Consider the following 16,417-nt stretch of genomic DNA (forward strand, 5'->3'; position numbering starts at 1 on the left):
ACCTTCCTGCGCCGTACCCACTTCGTTGCCTGGCCAGTCTATGCCGGGCGAACGGCCAAGGCTACAGGCCGCGGAGCGTCGGCGTCATCCGGGCATCCATCCGATCGAGGCCCTGGCGCGGTGGATGGGGCCAGCCATCAGCGTCCCCGTCTGCAACTAATCCAGCGTACCAAAGTGGCGGATCGAAAAACTTATCTCATAAGCCACCGCGCCGAGCGCAAACAGCATGTGGAATTTTGGGTTGCGCGTTCTCGTAGCTACCACGGACAGCAATATGAATGCGCTGGTGGCGACGAGATATTCCAGTCCCAACGATCGCAGATGCGCTTCGCCCTTGATCCAGGTATCGACCACATCGAGCGCTTCCGTGAGGGCCGCAAAACCAAAGAACCAGCGGCGACGGGAGAGAAAGTAATCCTCGTAGCCCTTATATTCATCGAGATCCTGCGGGAAAAGCAGGACGCTCAGGAAATAGTACATCGATGCGTACACGCAAACGAAGAAGTATAGGCCGTACGTCCAGTGCTGGATGTGGCTCAGCCGAAACTCCCACCACCAGAACGTGACCACGTTCAGGAGCGTCCAGGCGACCCAGCCAAGATGTACCGGCCAGATCGGGTAGCGACCGGGGTGCTGGACTAGTGCCGCGATGCCGCTGACCAGACGCGTGACGCTGAGCCCGAGGATCAGGGCGATCAGCACGCGCACGTGAAGATAGAGATCGAGATTGCCCGGCAAGGCGGCACTTTGAGTCATAAGTCCCAATTCTCACGCATAGTCGAAGCAGCGCGGTGCTTGCAGCAGGCGCCACCTTCGCCGTGCTCGTTGTCTAGCTTGATTCGCGCCGCGGATGCTTGCCAATGCGAACCGTCCTTCGGAAGACGCGCGGGGTGCTTCCGTTTGGCGGCATTGCCCGCGTCGGCCGCACAAGCGACCTCCAATTGCGCTGATATGCCAAGGCCCGCTCCAGTCGCGCCAACCTGCCGAATTTTCCCGGCGAGGTATCCCGCAATATTCAGGTAATCGTCTGAAGTTGCTCGATAATTTGTCTTTAGTTGCAGTTCCGCGAACTTCGCGCGTTAAGACATTTTCCACCAAGATTCAGCACATTGCCTGCGCTGACGGCATTCACCGGATCCCACTCCGGCGTGTCGATACGACTGAATTTTCCCGTACTTATTCTGGTGGCACCATGGCATCCCGATTTTCGCTTGCAGCCAAATTGTATTCGATCTTCGCGCTGTTCGCGTTGCTCGTCGCATCCATCACGGCCTTGTCCGATTACAACACCCGCCAGAATGCCCAACTTACCGAAGCGGTCTCGATCGCCAGCCGCGCCGCGCTCAATGTCGAGCGCATCAATTCGCTGGTCTATGCAGTCGTGATGGAATCGCGCGGCATCTACATGTCGAGCGAGCCGGCGGTGGTGAAGAAATACGGCGACGGACTCCTCAAGTTCAACGAGCGCATCCTTGATGTCGTGAAGAACTGGGAAGGGCTGGTCCAGGCCGACGACGCCCAGCAGTTCGCCACCTTCAAGAAGCGCATCGAACAGTTCGTCGACTTCCGCAAGGAGCTGGTTCGCCGCGGCGTCGAGATCAACGGGGCTGCGGGGCGTGAATGGGGCGACAACGACGCCAACCGCCAGGTGCGCACCGCGCTGAACAAGGATCTCGAGGCGCTCTCCAAGGTCTATGCCGAACGCAGCAGGAGGCTGGCCCAACAGACCGACACCAACCATACGATGGCCTTTGTCCTGACTTGCCTCGGCGTGTTGGCGCTGGTGGTGGTCGTCCTCGGCGTGCTGATCATTTCCCGTTCGATCGCGCGCCCGCTCTCGGTCATCACCGCCACCATCAAGCAGGTGGCCGATGGCGCCGAAGGCATCGAGGTTCCGCATGCTGAACGCACCGACGAAATCGGCGCGCTCGCCCGTGCCATCAAGATCTTCCAGGAAGCAATGGATCGCAACCGCAACCTCAATTCGCAGGTGCTGGAGGATTCAAAAGCGCGCGACGAGCGTACCCGTCACATCGAATCCTCCGTCGACGCCTTCCGGGAAGCCATTGGCGGTGTGCTGCGCGCCGTCACCGACAATGCGACCGCGATGCGCGGCACCGCCCAGACCATCGCCAGCGTCTCATCGGAAGCAAGCGGACGCGCGGTGGCCGCCAATAGCGCGACCGAACAGGCGTCCAGCAACGTTTCTGCCGTCGCCAGCGCCGCCGAGGAGCTTTCCGCTTCCGTCGAGGAAATCGGCCGCCAGGTGCGCCAGTCGGCCGGTGCCGTCGAGCAGGCGGGCCAGCGCACCGAGAAATCGGTGTCCGAAATCGAGGGGCTTGCGGCTGCGACCCAGCGCATCGACGGCGTGCTCAACCTGATCCAGGCGATCGCCGAGCAAACCAACCTCCTGGCGCTCAACGCGACCATTGAGGCCGCACGCGCCGGCGATGCCGGCCGCGGCTTTGCCGTGGTCGCCCACGAGGTCAAGGCGCTGGCCGAGCAGACTGCCAAGGCCACAGCCGAAATCGGCCAGAACGTCGGCCTGATCCAGACGTCGACCAAAACCTCCGTCGAAGCGGTCCGAGAAATCGGCAACGCAGTGCGCGAGATCAACGAGGTGACTTCCATCATTGCCAGCGCGATCGAGCAGCAGGATGCGGCGACCCGTGAAATCTCGGCGAATGCGCAATTGGCGGCGCAGGGCAACGGAACGCTGGTCGTCAATATCGGGTCGCTCGGCGACGCCATCGGCACGACGAGCACGGCGGCGACTTCGGTCCTTACGGCATCCAGCGAACTAACGGCCACGGCCGAAACGCTGTCGCGCGAGGTCGAAAAATTCTTCCGCAACCTGCGCGCCGATTCGTCCGACCGGCCGCGGAAGACCGGAACCTAGTTCCTACTGCGTCATAACTTTTCGAGCCTCTCATCCCTGAGGAGCCCGCAGAGCGGGCGTCTCGATGGATGTAGGCCACAGATGGGGCCTCATGGCTCTCCCGGCGATGCGAAGCATTGTCCGGAGAGACCATCGGGCCGCGCTACGCGCCGACCCGTTGGCGCTCCTCGCAATGAGGGGGGCTTGTGCACAGTAAGATTGGGCGGACGGGATCCGACTCCACGCATCGCGCCGGAGGCACGACGCCCTACTTCGCAGCACCGTTCGCCCGAATGCTGCGCAGCGCTCCGCGCGGCCCGAGCAACGGTTCTGTGGTGCGCTGCTGATCGGGAGGCATACAACGATGCTGCTTAGGTCGCGGCTCTGTGAGCAGCGCTGCCGCACGATGCTTCGCATCGCCTGGGCTGCACCGCGTCCAAGGCATGAGATGATTCGTATCCGGCACTCTGCGCGTATATCCGCGGGACGAGGCCGCGTGTCCGCCGCGCGCGAGAACCGGCCTGCGGCTTCGCGCCGATAACAGTATCGTTGGCTCCAAAGCCGTTTACGCCGACCGCACGGTCGCGAGAAACTTGCCGACCTCGGCCTTGAGCCGCTTGTTTTCGTTGGAGAGCAGTTGCGCGTTGGCCAGCACCTGTGACGACGCCGTGCCGATTTCGCCGGCGCCACGGTTGACGTCGGCGATGCTGGTCGCGACCTGGGTCGATCCTACTGCCGCCTGCTGCACGTTGCGCGCAATTTCCTGGGTAGCAGCGCCCTGCTCCTCGATGGCGGCAGCGATCGCCGCGGCGATTTCGGAAACCCGGCCGATGGTGCCGCTGATCTCCTTGATGGCGTGCACCGATTCTTGCGTCGCCGACTGCATCTCGGCGATCTGGGTCGAGATTTCGCTGGTTGCCTTGGCGGTCTGGGTGGCGAGCGCCTTGACCTCCTGGGCAACCACCGCAAAGCCGCGGCCGGCGTCACCGGCGCGTGCGGCCTCAATGGTCGCGTTGAGTGCCAGTAGATTGGTCTGCTCGGCGATCGTGGTGATCAACCTGGTTACGTCGCCGATGCGGTTTGCCGCCTCCGACAATTCGATGATCCGGGCGTCGGTCTTTTGCGCCTGAACGACGGCTTCGTTGGCGATCCGGTTGGAATTCGCGACCTGCCTGCCGATTTCATTGACGGAGCTGGCCATTTCCTCGGTGGCGGACGCCACCGACTGCACGTTGCTGGAGGTCTCCTCCGAAGCTGCGGCGACCACGGTAGAGAGCTCCTGGGTGGCCACGCTGCTGTTGGTCAGGATCGCGGCGGAATTCTCCAGTTCGGCCGAGGCTGAGCCAACGTTCTCGACGATATTGCCGACCGCGATCTCGAAGCTCTCGGCCAGGTTATGAAGCTCGGCACGGCGGGCCGATGCCAGTTCGCGGTTCTTTTCCTCGCGCTCCGCAGTTTCGCGTTCGGCCTTGGCGATCGCCTGCACCTTGAATTCCTGGATCGCGTGCGCCATCTGGCCGACCTCATCGCGGCGCTCAAGGCCGGGCAGTTGGACCTCGAAATGCCCCGCGGCAAGTTCGCGCATTGCCCTCGACATCGCCACGACGGGGCGGGAGATGCTGCGGCCGATCAGAAACGAGACGACGATACCGGCGAGCGCAACGGCGAGAAGCACCGCCATCAGCGTTATCTGCTGCTGCTCGAGCTTGATCCCGGCGCGGGCAATTTCGCGGTCCTTGCTCTCGCTGCTGTGCGTGATCAGGTCGTCGGCCAGCTTTTCGATGACGGAAAAGTTTCGTTCCGCGCCCTTGATGAAGATCAGCGCCGATCCGGCGTCGCCGTCCGCCATCTCGATCGCGTTTTTCGATTGCTTGAGATAGCCTGCGACCGCGGCCTTCAGCTTTTCAAAAGTCTCCGGGCTCAACCCATCCTTGATGCCTTCGACGGCCTTCAGCGCGTCCGAAATCTTGCCGGCCGCCACGGAAGCTTCCTTGGCGACCTGCACAATTTTCTTCTCGTCCTTTTCGTTGGCTGCAGTGGCAGCAAGACGATACAGCTTGGCATGCGCCGTCCACACCGTCGTGGTGAGATCGTTGGCCAGCTCCGATTGCCGGACCGGACCGGACACCAACGCGTCAACGGCGGCCTGATTCGACCGCAGCGTTTGCAACGCATAGGCGCCGAGCCCGATCAGGACGGCGATCAGGAACGCCGGAGCGAGCTGGACTTTCCATGAAAGGCCAATGTTCTTGATCCAGCCGAGCATGTCATCCCTTCAGTGCGGCGATCGCCGCACAACAACGCAAACGCTTGATCGGGGTCAGAGCTTGTAGACGCCCGCACAGACGGCCGTGTTATTCAGCTTCTCGCAGTACATTTCCTTCGGCTCGACCTTCTTGCTCACCGGATTGACGAACTTGTAGTCCTGCCAGAACGAAGGCTGCTTGGCGGCGAGTTCGACGCGCTCCTTGACGTAGAGCTTGCCGTCGACATCCTGGGCGTCGATCAGATCCTTGCCGACGAACTTCTCGTTCGAGCCATGAGCCAGCACTTTGCCGTCGAGCTGGTAGACCACGACATAGAGATCGCGGTCATGGAACTTGCTGGCCTTGTTGGTGATCTCGGGATACGCCTTTTCGGGTCCCTGCTCCTTGATGAAGGTAACGGCCTGCTTGACCATGGCAACGGCTTCATCCTTGTTTGCGCCGCCGCCCGCGCTGGCTGTACCGCCGAAAACGAGCATGGCTGCCACGGCGGAAACGAAAGGCTTTGTTGACCAATTGTTCACGATTATCTCCCGGCTAGGTGAATGCAACTTGCAGGCGCGGATCCGCGCACGTCATGCTGGCAACAAAAGTGCAAACCTTCCGTTAAACTGCCTATCCGTAGTGCAGCGGAGATTGGCGCGGCTTAACCGCTGCGGCAGGACAATCAGTTCTTAAGAAATCCGGCACGGAGGCAGCCTCACTCCACCAGCACCACATCCACGGCGACGTTGAGCTTCTGCTTGGGCGATCCGACGATGATGCCGTCGACCGGCGAGACGTCGGAGAAATCTCTGCCGATCGACAGGATGATGTGGTCGTTCTCGACCAGGAGATCGTTGGTCGGATCGAAGCCGACCCAGCCGAGCTCGGCGCCGCACCAGACCGAGACCCAGGCGTGGCTGGCATCGGCGCCCTGCAGCCGCGGCTGGCCGGCGGGCGGGATGGTACGCAGATAGCCGCTGACATAGGCCGCCGGCAGGCCGAGCCCCCGCATGCCCGCAATCATCACATGGGCAAAGTCCTGGCAGACGCCGTGGCGCTTCTCGAACACTTCCTTAAGCGGCGTCGAAATCACGGTGGCCTTGGAGTCGTACCTGAAATCGCTGCGGATGCGGCGCATCAGGTCGACGGCGCCCGAGAGTATGCCGCCGCCCGGCGCGAAGCTTGGCGCGGCATAGGCAGTGAGCGGCGCCAACACCGGCACCAGAGAGCTCGCAAAGACGTATCCAACCGGCGAAGCGGGACCGAGGCTGGTGGCTTCAAAGGCCAGGTCACGGATGCGCTCCCACGGCGGGCTGGGTGCCGCGCGACCAGGGGCCTGACGCGCGACCGAAACCCGTGAGCGGGAATCGATCCGCAAATTGCGATGCGCGGTCTCGATCAGCACGCTCTCGGTATGCGTTCCGAAAAAGTCCCGTCGTACCGTGCGTTCAGCCGGCCGCGGCCGGATCTCGACCGTGTGGGAAATCAGTTGCTGTCCATCGCCGCCCCGCGGCTCCAATCGCAGCGAGCAGCGCGCAAAGCTCACCGGGTTCTCGTAAGCGTAAGTCGTGACGTGACGGATATCGTAGATCACGCAAGGCCTGTCAGCTTCTCCGGCCGGCTCGCATGCGGTCCGTGCGGGAAATAATGCTGGCCGATTGCGTCGGCGAGATTGAGCAGAGACTGTTCGAGCGCGAACATGGTTGTGACATCGAGCGTCGCGGCCTCCGCCGTCGTCAGCGTCGCCTGCAATGCCACTGCCAACCGTTGCGGCCGCTCGATCAAACCGTGCTCCTTCAGGCTCGGGAGGGCTGCGATGTGGTCGTTGAGCGCCGCGACCTGAAACGCCACCGAGCGCGGATTGAAGGGATCGAGCACCGCAAGATCCCGCACCGGTGCCAGCGCCGGGCCTACCAGGTAGCGCGACCTATAGGTGATCTGGCAATCTACCAACGTCAGCAGTACGTCGAGGTCTTCCTCACCCGCTTCGTCATAGGCGAACTGCCGCGCGAACCGCACGGTGTTGATGGCGCGCTCGGCGCGACGCCCCATGTCGAGGAAGCGCCAGCCGGCGGCGCGATTCATGTTCTCCTGCGCCAGGCCGGCAAGGCTCGCCAGCTCCTGCAGCGTCAGTTCGGCGGCGCTGACGATGCTGTCGTCGTCGTCGACCTGCAGCGCAAGGCGTTCCACCATCTCGGTGATAATCTGCCAGGCGTCGGGCGAAAGCCGCTCTCGGAGAGAGCTCGCAGTGCGCTGCACCGATCGCACCAATGAGAGGGCCGAGCCGAACTTCTCCTCGCTCTGCAGCGCTTCCGCGATGACCCGCGCCGGATTGGTCCGCGTAGCCTGCGAGGTGGCGCCCCAGGTCACGAGAATCCGCTGGATACGCTCGACCGAATGCAGCGCGGTTGATGCTCCCTTGGCCGGATCGCGGGTCGAAGTACCGAGCGCACGGATCAGCCGCAGCGTCGCTTCTGCGCGCTCGAGATAGCGGCCGAGCCAGAACAAATTGTCCGCGGCACGGCTCGGCACCACGCCGGCAATCCGCCTGATCCGTACGGTGTCGGCGCCGGGCAACAGCGTCGCCGATGATACGGCTCTGTCGGACACGACCCAGACATCTGCCGACCGCACGCCGTCGCCCATCGACACCGCGCGGGCATCCGCCTTTTCGGCAATCCGGCAGAAGCCGCCGGGCATGATGGTCCAGCCTTGCGGGGTCGCGGCGGCGAACACCCTCAGCACGAATGGGCGCGGCGTGATCCGACCCTGCTCCCACACCGGCGTCGTCGACAGCCGCACCAGTTCCTGTCCGACATAATCGATGCCGCGGTCGGCGATCGTCTGGCGGAGCCGGTCGCGCTCGGCTGGCGGCAGATCGCCGGCGAGCACGGGCGCATGGCTGGAAAAGCCCGGAACGGCGCGGCCATAGGCGCCCTCGATGACGAAATCCTCCAGCCGCGATAATACTTCCTCGCGGGCCGATTTCTGGCCGCACCACCAGGTCGCGATGTGCGGCATGATCAAATTCTCGCCAAGCAGGCGCCGGCACAGGCTCGGCAGGAATCCGAGCAGCGCCCTCGCCTCCAATACGCCGGAGCCCGGCATGTTGGCGACCACGACGCCGCTCTTGCGCAGCACGTCGATCAGACCGGGCACGCCGAGTTGCGACGAGGCGTCGAGCTCCAGCGGATCGAGAAAATTGGAATCGACCCGGCGCAGCAACACGTCGAGCCGCTTCAACCCGGCGACGGTGCGGATGTGGATGCGGTCGCCGCTGACGGCGAGATCGTCGCCCTCGACCAGCAGAAAGCCGAGATAGCGCGCCAGCGTGGCGTGCTCGAAATAGGTTTCGCTGAAGGCGCCCGGCGTCAACAAGCCGATGCGCGGCTCGTCGCGGTCGGCACTGGCGCGAAGCGAGTCGCGGAACGCCTCGAAGAACGGCGCCACGCGCTCGACGTTCATCGACTTGTAGAGACTGGAAAAGGCGCGCGACAGCACCAGGCGATTTTCCAGCGCATAGCCGGCGCCCGATGGCGCCTGCGTGCGGTCGTTCAGCACCCACCAGCGCCCGTCGGGGCCGCGCCCGACGTCAGCCGCATAGAAATGCAAATAGCGGTTGCCCGGCGGTTTGACGCCGCAAACGGCGCGAAGATATTCGTTGCTGCCGGCAATCGCCGCCGCGGGCACCGCACCATCGGTGACCAGCCGCGCCTCCCCATAGAGATCGCGCAGGATCATTTCGAACAATTGGGCGCGCTGCGCGATACCCGTGGTCAGTTGCTGCCAATCGGCCTCGTCGATGATCAGCGGCAGATGGCTGAGCGGCCACAGCCGGTCGGCGGTCTCACCGGGCGCCCGATAGGTGACGCCGGCCTCGCGCAGATGGCGGTCGGCCGAGGCGAAGCGCCGCTCGATATCACCGGGCGAAAGCGCCGCAAAGGCCTCGAAGAAACGGGCCCAGGCCGCCCGCGGCGCTCCGTCAGGCCCGATATATTCGTCGGGAATGCCGGGCAGCCGCGCATAGTCGCGCGCCCATTGCGCCATCCGGCGCTGGCCCGGACGGGCCTTGCTCTCCTGATTGCTGCCTTGGCCTGACATTCCGATTCCCCGAGACCGTCGCCTCCGATTAGATCAGGAGCGGCGTCCTCAAGTCGAGCGTCAAAGGGAATTCAATTGTGCGTTCCTCGGGCGGCGGCTCGATTCTGCCCGGGGTGTGGCCGTGATCCTGAAACCGGGCCAGCCGCCGCGCCTCCGCCTCATAGGAATTGACTGGCTTGGTGTCGTAGTTGCGGCCGCCGGGATGGGCGACATGGTAGACGCAGCCGCCGAGCGAGCGGCCGTTCCAGCTATCGATCAAGTCAAATGTCAGGGGCGCGTGGACCGGGATGGTCGGATGCAGCCCTGAGGCCGGCTGCCAGGCCTTGAAGCGGACGGCGGCGACGGCCTCGCCCGAGCGGCCGGTAGGTGTCATCGGCATCCGCCTGCCGTTGCAGGTCACGACGTGGCGTCCCTCGACAAAGCCGGTCGCCTTGACCTGCAGGCGCTCCACGGAAGAGTCGACATAGCGCACAGTGCCGCCGGCCGAACCCTCTTCGCCGAGCACGTGCCAAGGCTCCAGCGCCTGCCGCAGTTCCAGCGCGACGCCGCCGTGATGGACACGGCCGAACACCGGAAAACGGAATTCGAGTTGTGCCTGATACCATTCCGGCGAGAAATCGTAACCGGATAGCTTGAGCTCATCGAGGACACCGAGAAAATCCTCCCAGAGGAAATGCGGCAGCATGAAGCGATCGTGCAGCGCGGTTCCCCAGCGTACGAACTTGCCCTGCTGCGGTTCGCACCAGAGCTTTGCGATCAGCGCGCGGATCAACAATTGCTGCGCCAGCGACATCCGCGGATCGGGCGGCATTTCGAGCGCACGGAATTCGACGAGTCCCAAGCGTCCGGTCGGGCCATCGGGCGAATAGAGCTTGTCGATGCAGATTTCGGCGCGGTGGGTGTTACCGGTGATATCGACGAGGATATGCCGGAAAAGCCGGTCGACCAGCCATAGCGGGGCTTCGATATCTGGCGGCGGCACGTGGGCCAGTGCGATCTCCAGCTCATAGAGCCCGTCATGCCGCGCCTCGTCGATGCGCGGCGCCTGGCTGGTCGGGCCGATGAACATGCCCGAGAACAAATAGGACAGCGACGGATGGCGCTGCCAATAGAGCACCAGGCTCTTCAGCAAATCCGGGCGACGCAGGAAAGGCGAGTCCTGCGGCGTCGAGCCGCCGACTACGACGTGATTGCCGCCGCCGGTGCCGGTATGGCGGCCATCGACCAGAAAGCGGTTGGCGCCGAGCCGCACCTTGGCAGCGTCTTCATATAGGCCGAAGGTGATGTCGACCGCCTCGCGCCAGCTTTGCGCCGGCTGCACGTTGATCTCGATCACGCCGGGATCGGGCGTCACCTTGATGACCTCGATGCGCGGATCATAGGGCGGCCCATAGCCCTCGACATGAACTGCGATCTGCATTTCCTCGGCGGTCGCCTCCACCGCCGCGATCAGCTCGAGATAGTGTTCGATCTTCTCGACCGGGGGCATGAAGACGCACAGTACGCCGTCGCGGATTTCAACAGCCATGGCGGTGCGCACCGGCTTGGGTTTGGCCTTTGGCTTCGGCACAAGCTTTGTTGGCACGCCTCCCGCTGTGGCATCCTTGTCTTCGGCTGCCAGCTCCAGCCGCGCATCCATTGGATCCTGCTCGACGACATAAGGATATTCTTCCGGCGGAACATGCGGCAGCGACGCCATCGGCAGGCGGAGCCCGAGCGGGGAATCGCCCGGTATCAGAAACAAATGACTGCGCCGGAATTGCCAGAGCTCGCTCATCCAGCGATGACCATCGGCGTCCGCATGCTGGATCGGCAGCACGAACCCTTTCGGCTTGTCGAGCCCCTCATCGAACACACGCGCCATGCGTGAACGTTCTTCGGGATCGGACAGCTTGGAGTCGCCGGGATCGACATTGACCGGAAGTGCGGCTTCCTTCTGCAGCCAATGCACGGGGTCTTCGTATGCCGGCACCACGTAGCTGGCCTCGAGGCCGAGCCGCTTCGCGATGCCTTCCATGAGTTGTCGAGCGTCTTCGATTACCGCTTTGCGCGGGTTATCGATTCTGGCGATCAGCTCGGTATCCTTCCAGATCGGCACGCCGTCCTTGCGCCAATAGAGGCCGAAGGCCCAGCGCGGCAGGCTCTCGCCCGGATACCACTTGCCCTGCCCGTAATGCAGCAGCCCGCCCGGCGCGAAGCGTGCGCGCAGCTTGCGGATCAGTTCATCCGCGAGCGCCTGCTTGGTCGGGCCGATGGCAGCGATGTTCCATTCCGGCGATTCCAGATCGTCGATGGAAACGAAGGTCGGTTCGCCGCCCATGGTCAGCCGCACGTCGTCCCGCCTGAGATCGGCGTCGACCTGCTCACCGAGGCTGTCGAGCCGTGCCCAGGATTCATCGGAGAACGGCCGCGTGATCCGCGGCGCCTCGCGGATGCGCCTGACGCTCATCTCGAAACCGAACTCGACATTGGCGAAACCCGCACTGCCGGAGACCGGTGCCGCGGAGCGATAATGCGGCGTGGCGGCGACGGGGATATGCCCCTCGCCCGTCAGCATGCCCGAGGTGACGTCGAACCCGATCCAGCCGGCGCCGGGAAGATAGACCTCCGCCCAGGCGTGCAGATCGGTGAAATCGCTTTCGACCTCGCGTGGGCCTTCGACCGGATCGATATCGGGACGCAACTGCATGAGATAGCCGGAGACGAAGCGCGCAGCGAGGCCGAGATGCCGCAGGAGTTGGATCAGCAACCACGCCGAGTCTCGGCACGAGCCGGAGCCGCGCGCCAGCGTCTCTTCCGGCGTCTGAATGCCCGGCTCCATCCGGATGACATACTTGACCTTCTTCTGAAGCTGCGCGTTTAGCTCGACCAGAAAATTGACAGTGCTATCGGCCTCTCGCGGAATCTCCTTCAAGTAGGACGCGAATAGCGGCCCCTGCTCGGAGGTGACGAGATACGGCGCAAGTTCGATCTTGAGATCGTTGCTGTACTGAAACGGAAAGGAGCTGGCGTAGGGCTCGACGAAGAAATCGAAGGGATTGACCACCGTCATCTGCGCGGTGAAGTCGACTTCGATCTTCAGCTCAGATGCCTTCTCCGGAAAGACGAAGCGCGCCAACCAATTGCCCTGCGGATCCTGCTGCCAGTTCACGAAATGATTGGCGGGCGTCACTTTGAGCGAATAGCTCAGGATCGGGGTACGCGTATGCGGCGCGGGGCGCAGGCGAACGGTTTGCGGGCCGAGATCGATCGGTCGGTCGTATTTGTAGTGCGTGACGTGGTGTAGTGCGACGAAGATCGACACGGACCAGAAACTCCAGCGGCTTTTTTAAGCAGAACACCGGTTCCGAGCGGGATCAAGCATTAACAACGGGCAGCGCGTGCCTATGGGAAGTGCGGCTCCACTGTCGTCCCTGCGAACCGCAGGGACCCATACCGCGTGATCTATCGATGGGGCAGTTTGGTCGACGGGCTCGTGCAACAACGAAGGCCGGTGGTTATGCGCCCCTGCGTTCGCAGGGGCGACGGCTCCCGTGTGTTGCACTTCACATCGTCGCCCCAAGCACCCAGGGCGCGAACTCGGCGCCGCCGAAGTCAAAACTCTCACTTTTGGTCGGCTGGCCGGATGCCGTCTTCAGCATCAATTCGAAAATGCGCTGGCCGCATTGCTGCACGGTTTCCTCGCCATCGAGGATGGTGCCGCAATTGACGTCCATGTCGTCCTCCATTCGCTTGTACATCGGCGTGTTGGTTGCGAGCTTGATGGAGGGCGCCGGCTTGCAGCCGAACACGCTGCCGCGGCCCGTCGTGAAGCAAACGAGGTTGGCGCCGCCTGCCACCTGCCCGGTCGCTGCGACCGGGTCGTAGCCGGGCGTGTCCATGAAGACAAAACCCTTCTTGGTGATGGGCTCGGCGTAGTTGAGCACGTCGACCAGATTGGTGCTGCCGGCCTTGGCCATAGCGCCCAATGATTTCTCGAGGATCGTGGTGAGGCCGCCGGCCTTGTTGCCGGGGCTTGGGTTGGCGTTCATCTCGGCGCCTTCGCGCCTGGTGTATTCTTCCCACCAGCGCATCAGGCCAACGAGCTTTTCGCCGACCTCGCGGCTCACTGCGCGCCTCGTCAGGAGATGCTCGGCGCCATAGGTCTCCGGCGTCTCCGAGAGGATCACGGTGCCGCCGTGGCGCACCAAGAGATCGCTCGCCGCGCCCAGCGCCGGATTGGCCGATACGCCGGAGTAACCGTCGGAGCCGCCGCATTGCAGCGCCACCGTCAATTCGCTGGCCGGCACGGGTTCACGCTTGACCTTGTTGGCATCCGTTAACGCTTCCTTCACGAAGGCGACGCCAGCCTCCACCGTCTTGCGGGTGCCGCCGACTTCCTGGATGTCCATCGCGCGCAGGCGTCCGGCGAGCTTCTGCTCTTCCATCAACCCGCCGATCTGGTTGACCTCGCAGCCAAGCCCCAGCACGATCACATGGGAGAAATTCGCATGCCGGGCGTAGCCGCCGAGCGTCCGTCGCAACAGCGCGAGCGGCTCGTTCTGCGTCATGCCGCAGCCGGTCTTGTGGGTCAGCGCCACCACGCCATCGACGTTCGGATAGTCGGCCAGCGGGTTATCGCCGGTGAAGGGGTTCTTCTTGAACATGTCGGCGACGATGCCGGCGACGTGGGCGCTGCAATTCACCGAGGTGAGGATGCCGATATAGTTGCGCGTCGCCACCCGCCCGTCGGCGCGGCGGATGCCATCGAAGGTGGCGGGCAGATCGAAATTCGGCACCGGTTTGACGTCGACGCCATAAGCATAGTCCTTGGCGAAATCGCCCATGCCGCAGTTCTGGGTGTGCACGTGCTGCCCCGGCGCAATCGGCGCGGTGGCAAAGCCGATGATCTGGCCGTAGCGGCGCACCGGCTCACCCTGGGCAATCGACCGGATCGCGACCTTGTGGCCCGCCGGAATCCGCTCAGTCGTGGCGACGCCCTCGGCCACCACCATCCCCGGCGGCAGGCTCGCGCGCGCGATCAGCACGCCATCGTCTGGGTGCAGGCGGATCACGGGTGCGGGGGTGGTCATGGGAGTGTCTCCTTAAAGACGGCGAATAGCAAATAGTGAGTGGCGAATAGTAAACACTGTTACGCCGCTCTCCATCCCCTATTCGCCATTCGCTACTCGCTATTCGCGTCTCAGGCTTTTCCGCCCGAGTCCTTACGGGTCTGGTTCACCTGCATCTTGGCGTAAGTCATCATCAAGCCGCTCTCGTTCGAGAGCGTGACGAGCTTGAAGCCCATGTTGATGGCGCGCACTGCGCCCTCGGCGCCGGAGCAGTGGATGCCCGGATTGAGGCCGCGCTTGCCGCATTCCTTGACGATCTTCTCATAGATCTTGAGGATTTCCGGTTCGTCGCGGTCGAGCTTCGGCACCAGGCCATAGGAGAAGCCGAGGTCGGACGGGCCGATATAGACGCCGTCGATGCCCTCGACATCGAGGATCGATTCCATGTTCTCGACCGCGGTCCTGGTCTCCATCATCGGCAACAGCACGATCTCGTCGTTTGCCGTCTGCTGGTAAGAGCCGGCCGAGCCGTACATGCCGGAGCGGATCGGGCCGTTCGAGCGCGTGCCCTTCGGCGGATACTTGGCGTACTGGACCAGGTTCTTCGCTTCCTGCGGGGTGTTGATCATCGGGCAGATCACGCCATAGGCGCCGCCGTCGAGTACTTTGCCGATGATGCCGGGCTCGTTCCAGGGCACGCGGACCATCGGTGTGACGGGGTGGCCGTTCATCGCCTGAAAGCACTGGACCATCGAGAGGTAGTCCTGCACGCCGTGCTGCATGTCGACGGTGACGCTGTCGAAGCCGCATTGCGCGATCACTTCGGCCGAGAAGCCTGAGGGGATCGCGAGCCACGCGTTCACCACGGCCTTGCCGGAGGCCCATACTTTCTTGACGTTGTTGGTTGCCATTGATCGCTTTCCCTTTGTGATCGTTACGATTGTTGCAGTTCGTGAAGTGGATTAGCTGGTGGCGCGCTGGATGCTGGTCTCGCTGACGCCAACCTCGCGGGCGGTGTTGACGATCGCGGCCCAGGTATCATCAGGCAGCGGCACGCCATTTTTGGTGCGCTCGGCGCGCATCTTGCGTTCGGGGTCACCGGGGACCAGCACGGATTCGACGCCGGCAATCGGCTTGGTCTCGCGGATGAAGTCGGTATAGCGCGAGATTTCGGCGTCGAAATAATCTGTCGTGTCGATCACCTTGGGATCGATATAGAAGGCGAGCATGCCGTTGGCGAACTGCCGGCCACCCGAGGTGGCGCCGGTGCCGGTGAGCGCGCCGCCGAGCAGTTCGCAGATGAAGGCGAGGCCCGAACCCTTGTGCTCGCCGAACGCGCGGATCGCGCCCGTGCCCTTGGTATGGTCGCGTAGCCCGTCCGGAGTGTAGGGACCGTAGAGTACCGAGGGATCCTCGCTCAGCGTGCCGTCGGCATCTACGAGCGCGCCGGTCGGCAGTTTCTTGCCGCCGCGGCTGGCCACCAGCACCTTGCCTTCGGCAACGATGGACGTCGCAAAATCGAGCACGATCGGGTCCTGACCCTGGCGCGGAATGCCGACGCAGTAAGGCGCGGTCGAGAGCCGTTTCTGGACGCCGCCGTACGGCGCGACAAGCAGCGAGCCGGCTGCATTGACGAAGTGAACTGAGACCAATCCTTCGGCGGCAGCCATCTCGGCCCAGTCGCCGACGCGCCCGATGTGGCCGGCGTTGCGCAGCGCGATGGCCGAGAGCCCGGCCTTCTTGCACTTCTCGATGCCGGTCCGCACCGCAAATGGCGTTACGGTCTGACCATAGCCGAACTTGCCATCGACCACGGCGAGCGACGGGGTGTCGACCACGATCTCGGGGGTCTGGTTGGGAACGACGTTGCCTGTCTTCTTCCAGCGGATGTAGACCGGAACCCTGATCACGCCGTGGCTGTCATGGCCGGTGAGATTGGCTGTCGTGAGGTAGGTTGCGATACGGCTGGCTTCCTCGGGCGAGGATTCCGAATGAGAAAAAACCTCTGCAACGAAATCGATCAGATTGTTGACTTTTATTGTGACCATGTCCGGATTTCAGCCCTGTCCTTTGCACGGGAAAGCCTGCATTTGAGCACCTATCCCCGCGACTCCCGCGCCGGTTTTGATGACCGGCTT

10 protein-coding genes are annotated in these 16,417 nt (G+C 63.4%); 1 reads left to right on the forward strand and 9 read right to left on the reverse strand.

Features of this window, described 5'->3' with window-relative positions:
• Positions 1–156: 156 nt before the first annotated feature.
• Positions 157–756, reverse strand: a complete 600-nt coding sequence (locus LMTR13_RS28385; RefSeq protein WP_065730654.1) for a hypothetical protein — start codon at positions 754–756, stop codon at positions 157–159.
• Positions 757–1,192: 436 nt separating this feature from the next.
• Here LMTR13_RS28385 and LMTR13_RS28390 point away from each other — a divergent pair, with 436 nt between their 5' ends.
• Positions 1,193–2,899, forward strand: coding sequence for a methyl-accepting chemotaxis protein (locus LMTR13_RS28390; RefSeq protein WP_065730655.1), 1,707 nt, complete (start codon positions 1,193–1,195; stop codon positions 2,897–2,899).
• Positions 2,900–3,443: 544 nt separating this feature from the next.
• On the opposite strand, the gene LMTR13_RS28395 is transcribed toward LMTR13_RS28390, so the two are convergent.
• The 8 genes from LMTR13_RS28395 to LMTR13_RS28430 form a co-directional block, all read right to left on the reverse strand.
• Positions 3,444–5,144, reverse strand: coding sequence for a methyl-accepting chemotaxis protein (locus LMTR13_RS28395; RefSeq protein WP_065730656.1), 1,701 nt, complete (start codon positions 5,142–5,144; stop codon positions 3,444–3,446).
• 54 nt (positions 5,145–5,198) lie between these two features.
• A complete protein-coding gene (locus LMTR13_RS28400) occupies positions 5,199–5,621 on the reverse strand; it encodes a cache domain-containing protein (RefSeq protein ID WP_065730657.1) in 423 nt (140 codons plus the stop codon).
• A 221-nt stretch (positions 5,622–5,842) separates the two neighbouring features.
• On the reverse strand, positions 5,843–6,721 hold the full coding sequence (locus LMTR13_RS28405) for a transglutaminase family protein (RefSeq protein WP_065730658.1): 879 nt from the start codon (positions 6,719–6,721) through the stop codon (positions 5,843–5,845).
• Complete coding sequence (locus LMTR13_RS28410) at positions 6,718–9,228, reverse strand: circularly permuted type 2 ATP-grasp protein (RefSeq protein ID WP_065730659.1); 2,511 nt, start codon at positions 9,226–9,228, stop codon at positions 6,718–6,720. Before LMTR13_RS28410 ends, LMTR13_RS28405 begins: the two co-directional genes overlap by 4 nt.
• 28 nt (positions 9,229–9,256) lie before the next feature.
• Positions 9,257–12,532 carry a transglutaminase family protein gene (locus LMTR13_RS28415; protein WP_065730660.1) on the reverse strand — a complete coding sequence of 1,092 codons (3,276 nt, stop codon included), beginning with the start codon at positions 12,530–12,532 and terminating at the stop codon, positions 9,257–9,259.
• A 241-nt stretch (positions 12,533–12,773) separates the two neighbouring features.
• On the reverse strand, positions 12,774–14,300 hold the full coding sequence (locus LMTR13_RS28420; RefSeq protein ID WP_065730661.1) for a UxaA family hydrolase: 1,527 nt from the start codon (positions 14,298–14,300) through the stop codon (positions 12,774–12,776).
• Positions 14,301–14,410: 110 nt separating this feature from the next.
• On the reverse strand, positions 14,411–15,190 hold the full coding sequence (locus tag LMTR13_RS28425; RefSeq protein WP_057901996.1) for an HpcH/HpaI aldolase family protein: 780 nt from the start codon (positions 15,188–15,190) through the stop codon (positions 14,411–14,413).
• Between the two features lie 51 nt (positions 15,191–15,241).
• Positions 15,242–16,327, reverse strand: a complete 1,086-nt coding sequence (locus LMTR13_RS28430; RefSeq protein ID WP_065730662.1) for a malate/lactate/ureidoglycolate dehydrogenase — start codon at positions 16,325–16,327, stop codon at positions 15,242–15,244.
• Between the last annotated feature and the right edge of the window lie 90 nt (positions 16,328–16,417).

It is taken from the genome of Bradyrhizobium icense (assembly GCF_001693385.1).
In the GTDB taxonomy this organism is placed as follows: Bacteria; Pseudomonadota; Alphaproteobacteria; order Rhizobiales; family Xanthobacteraceae; genus Bradyrhizobium; species Bradyrhizobium icense.

Excerpts from the sequence above, each read along its gene's own strand:
- LMTR13_RS28385 (WP_065730654.1), bottom strand. The coding sequence starts at position 756 with ATGACTCAAAGTGCCGCCTTGCCGGGCAATCTCGATCTCTATCTTCAC.
- LMTR13_RS28390 (WP_065730655.1), top strand. The coding sequence starts at position 1,193 with ATGGCATCCCGATTTTCGCTTGCAGCCAAATTGTATTCGATCTTCGCG.
- LMTR13_RS28395 (WP_065730656.1), bottom strand. The coding sequence starts at position 5,144 with ATGCTCGGCTGGATCAAGAACATTGGCCTTTCATGGAAAGTCCAGCTC.
- LMTR13_RS28400 (WP_065730657.1), bottom strand. The coding sequence starts at position 5,621 with ATGCTCGTTTTCGGCGGTACAGCCAGCGCGGGCGGCGGCGCAAACAAG.
- LMTR13_RS28410 (WP_065730659.1), bottom strand. The coding sequence starts at position 9,228 with ATGTCAGGCCAAGGCAGCAATCAGGAGAGCAAGGCCCGTCCGGGCCAG.
- LMTR13_RS28420 (WP_065730661.1), bottom strand. The coding sequence starts at position 14,300 with ATGACCACCCCCGCACCCGTGATCCGCCTGCACCCAGACGATGGCGTG.
- LMTR13_RS28425 (WP_057901996.1), bottom strand. The coding sequence starts at position 15,190 with ATGGCAACCAACAACGTCAAGAAAGTATGGGCCTCCGGCAAGGCCGTG.
- LMTR13_RS28430 (WP_065730662.1), bottom strand. The coding sequence starts at position 16,327 with ATGGTCACAATAAAAGTCAACAATCTGATCGATTTCGTTGCAGAGGTT.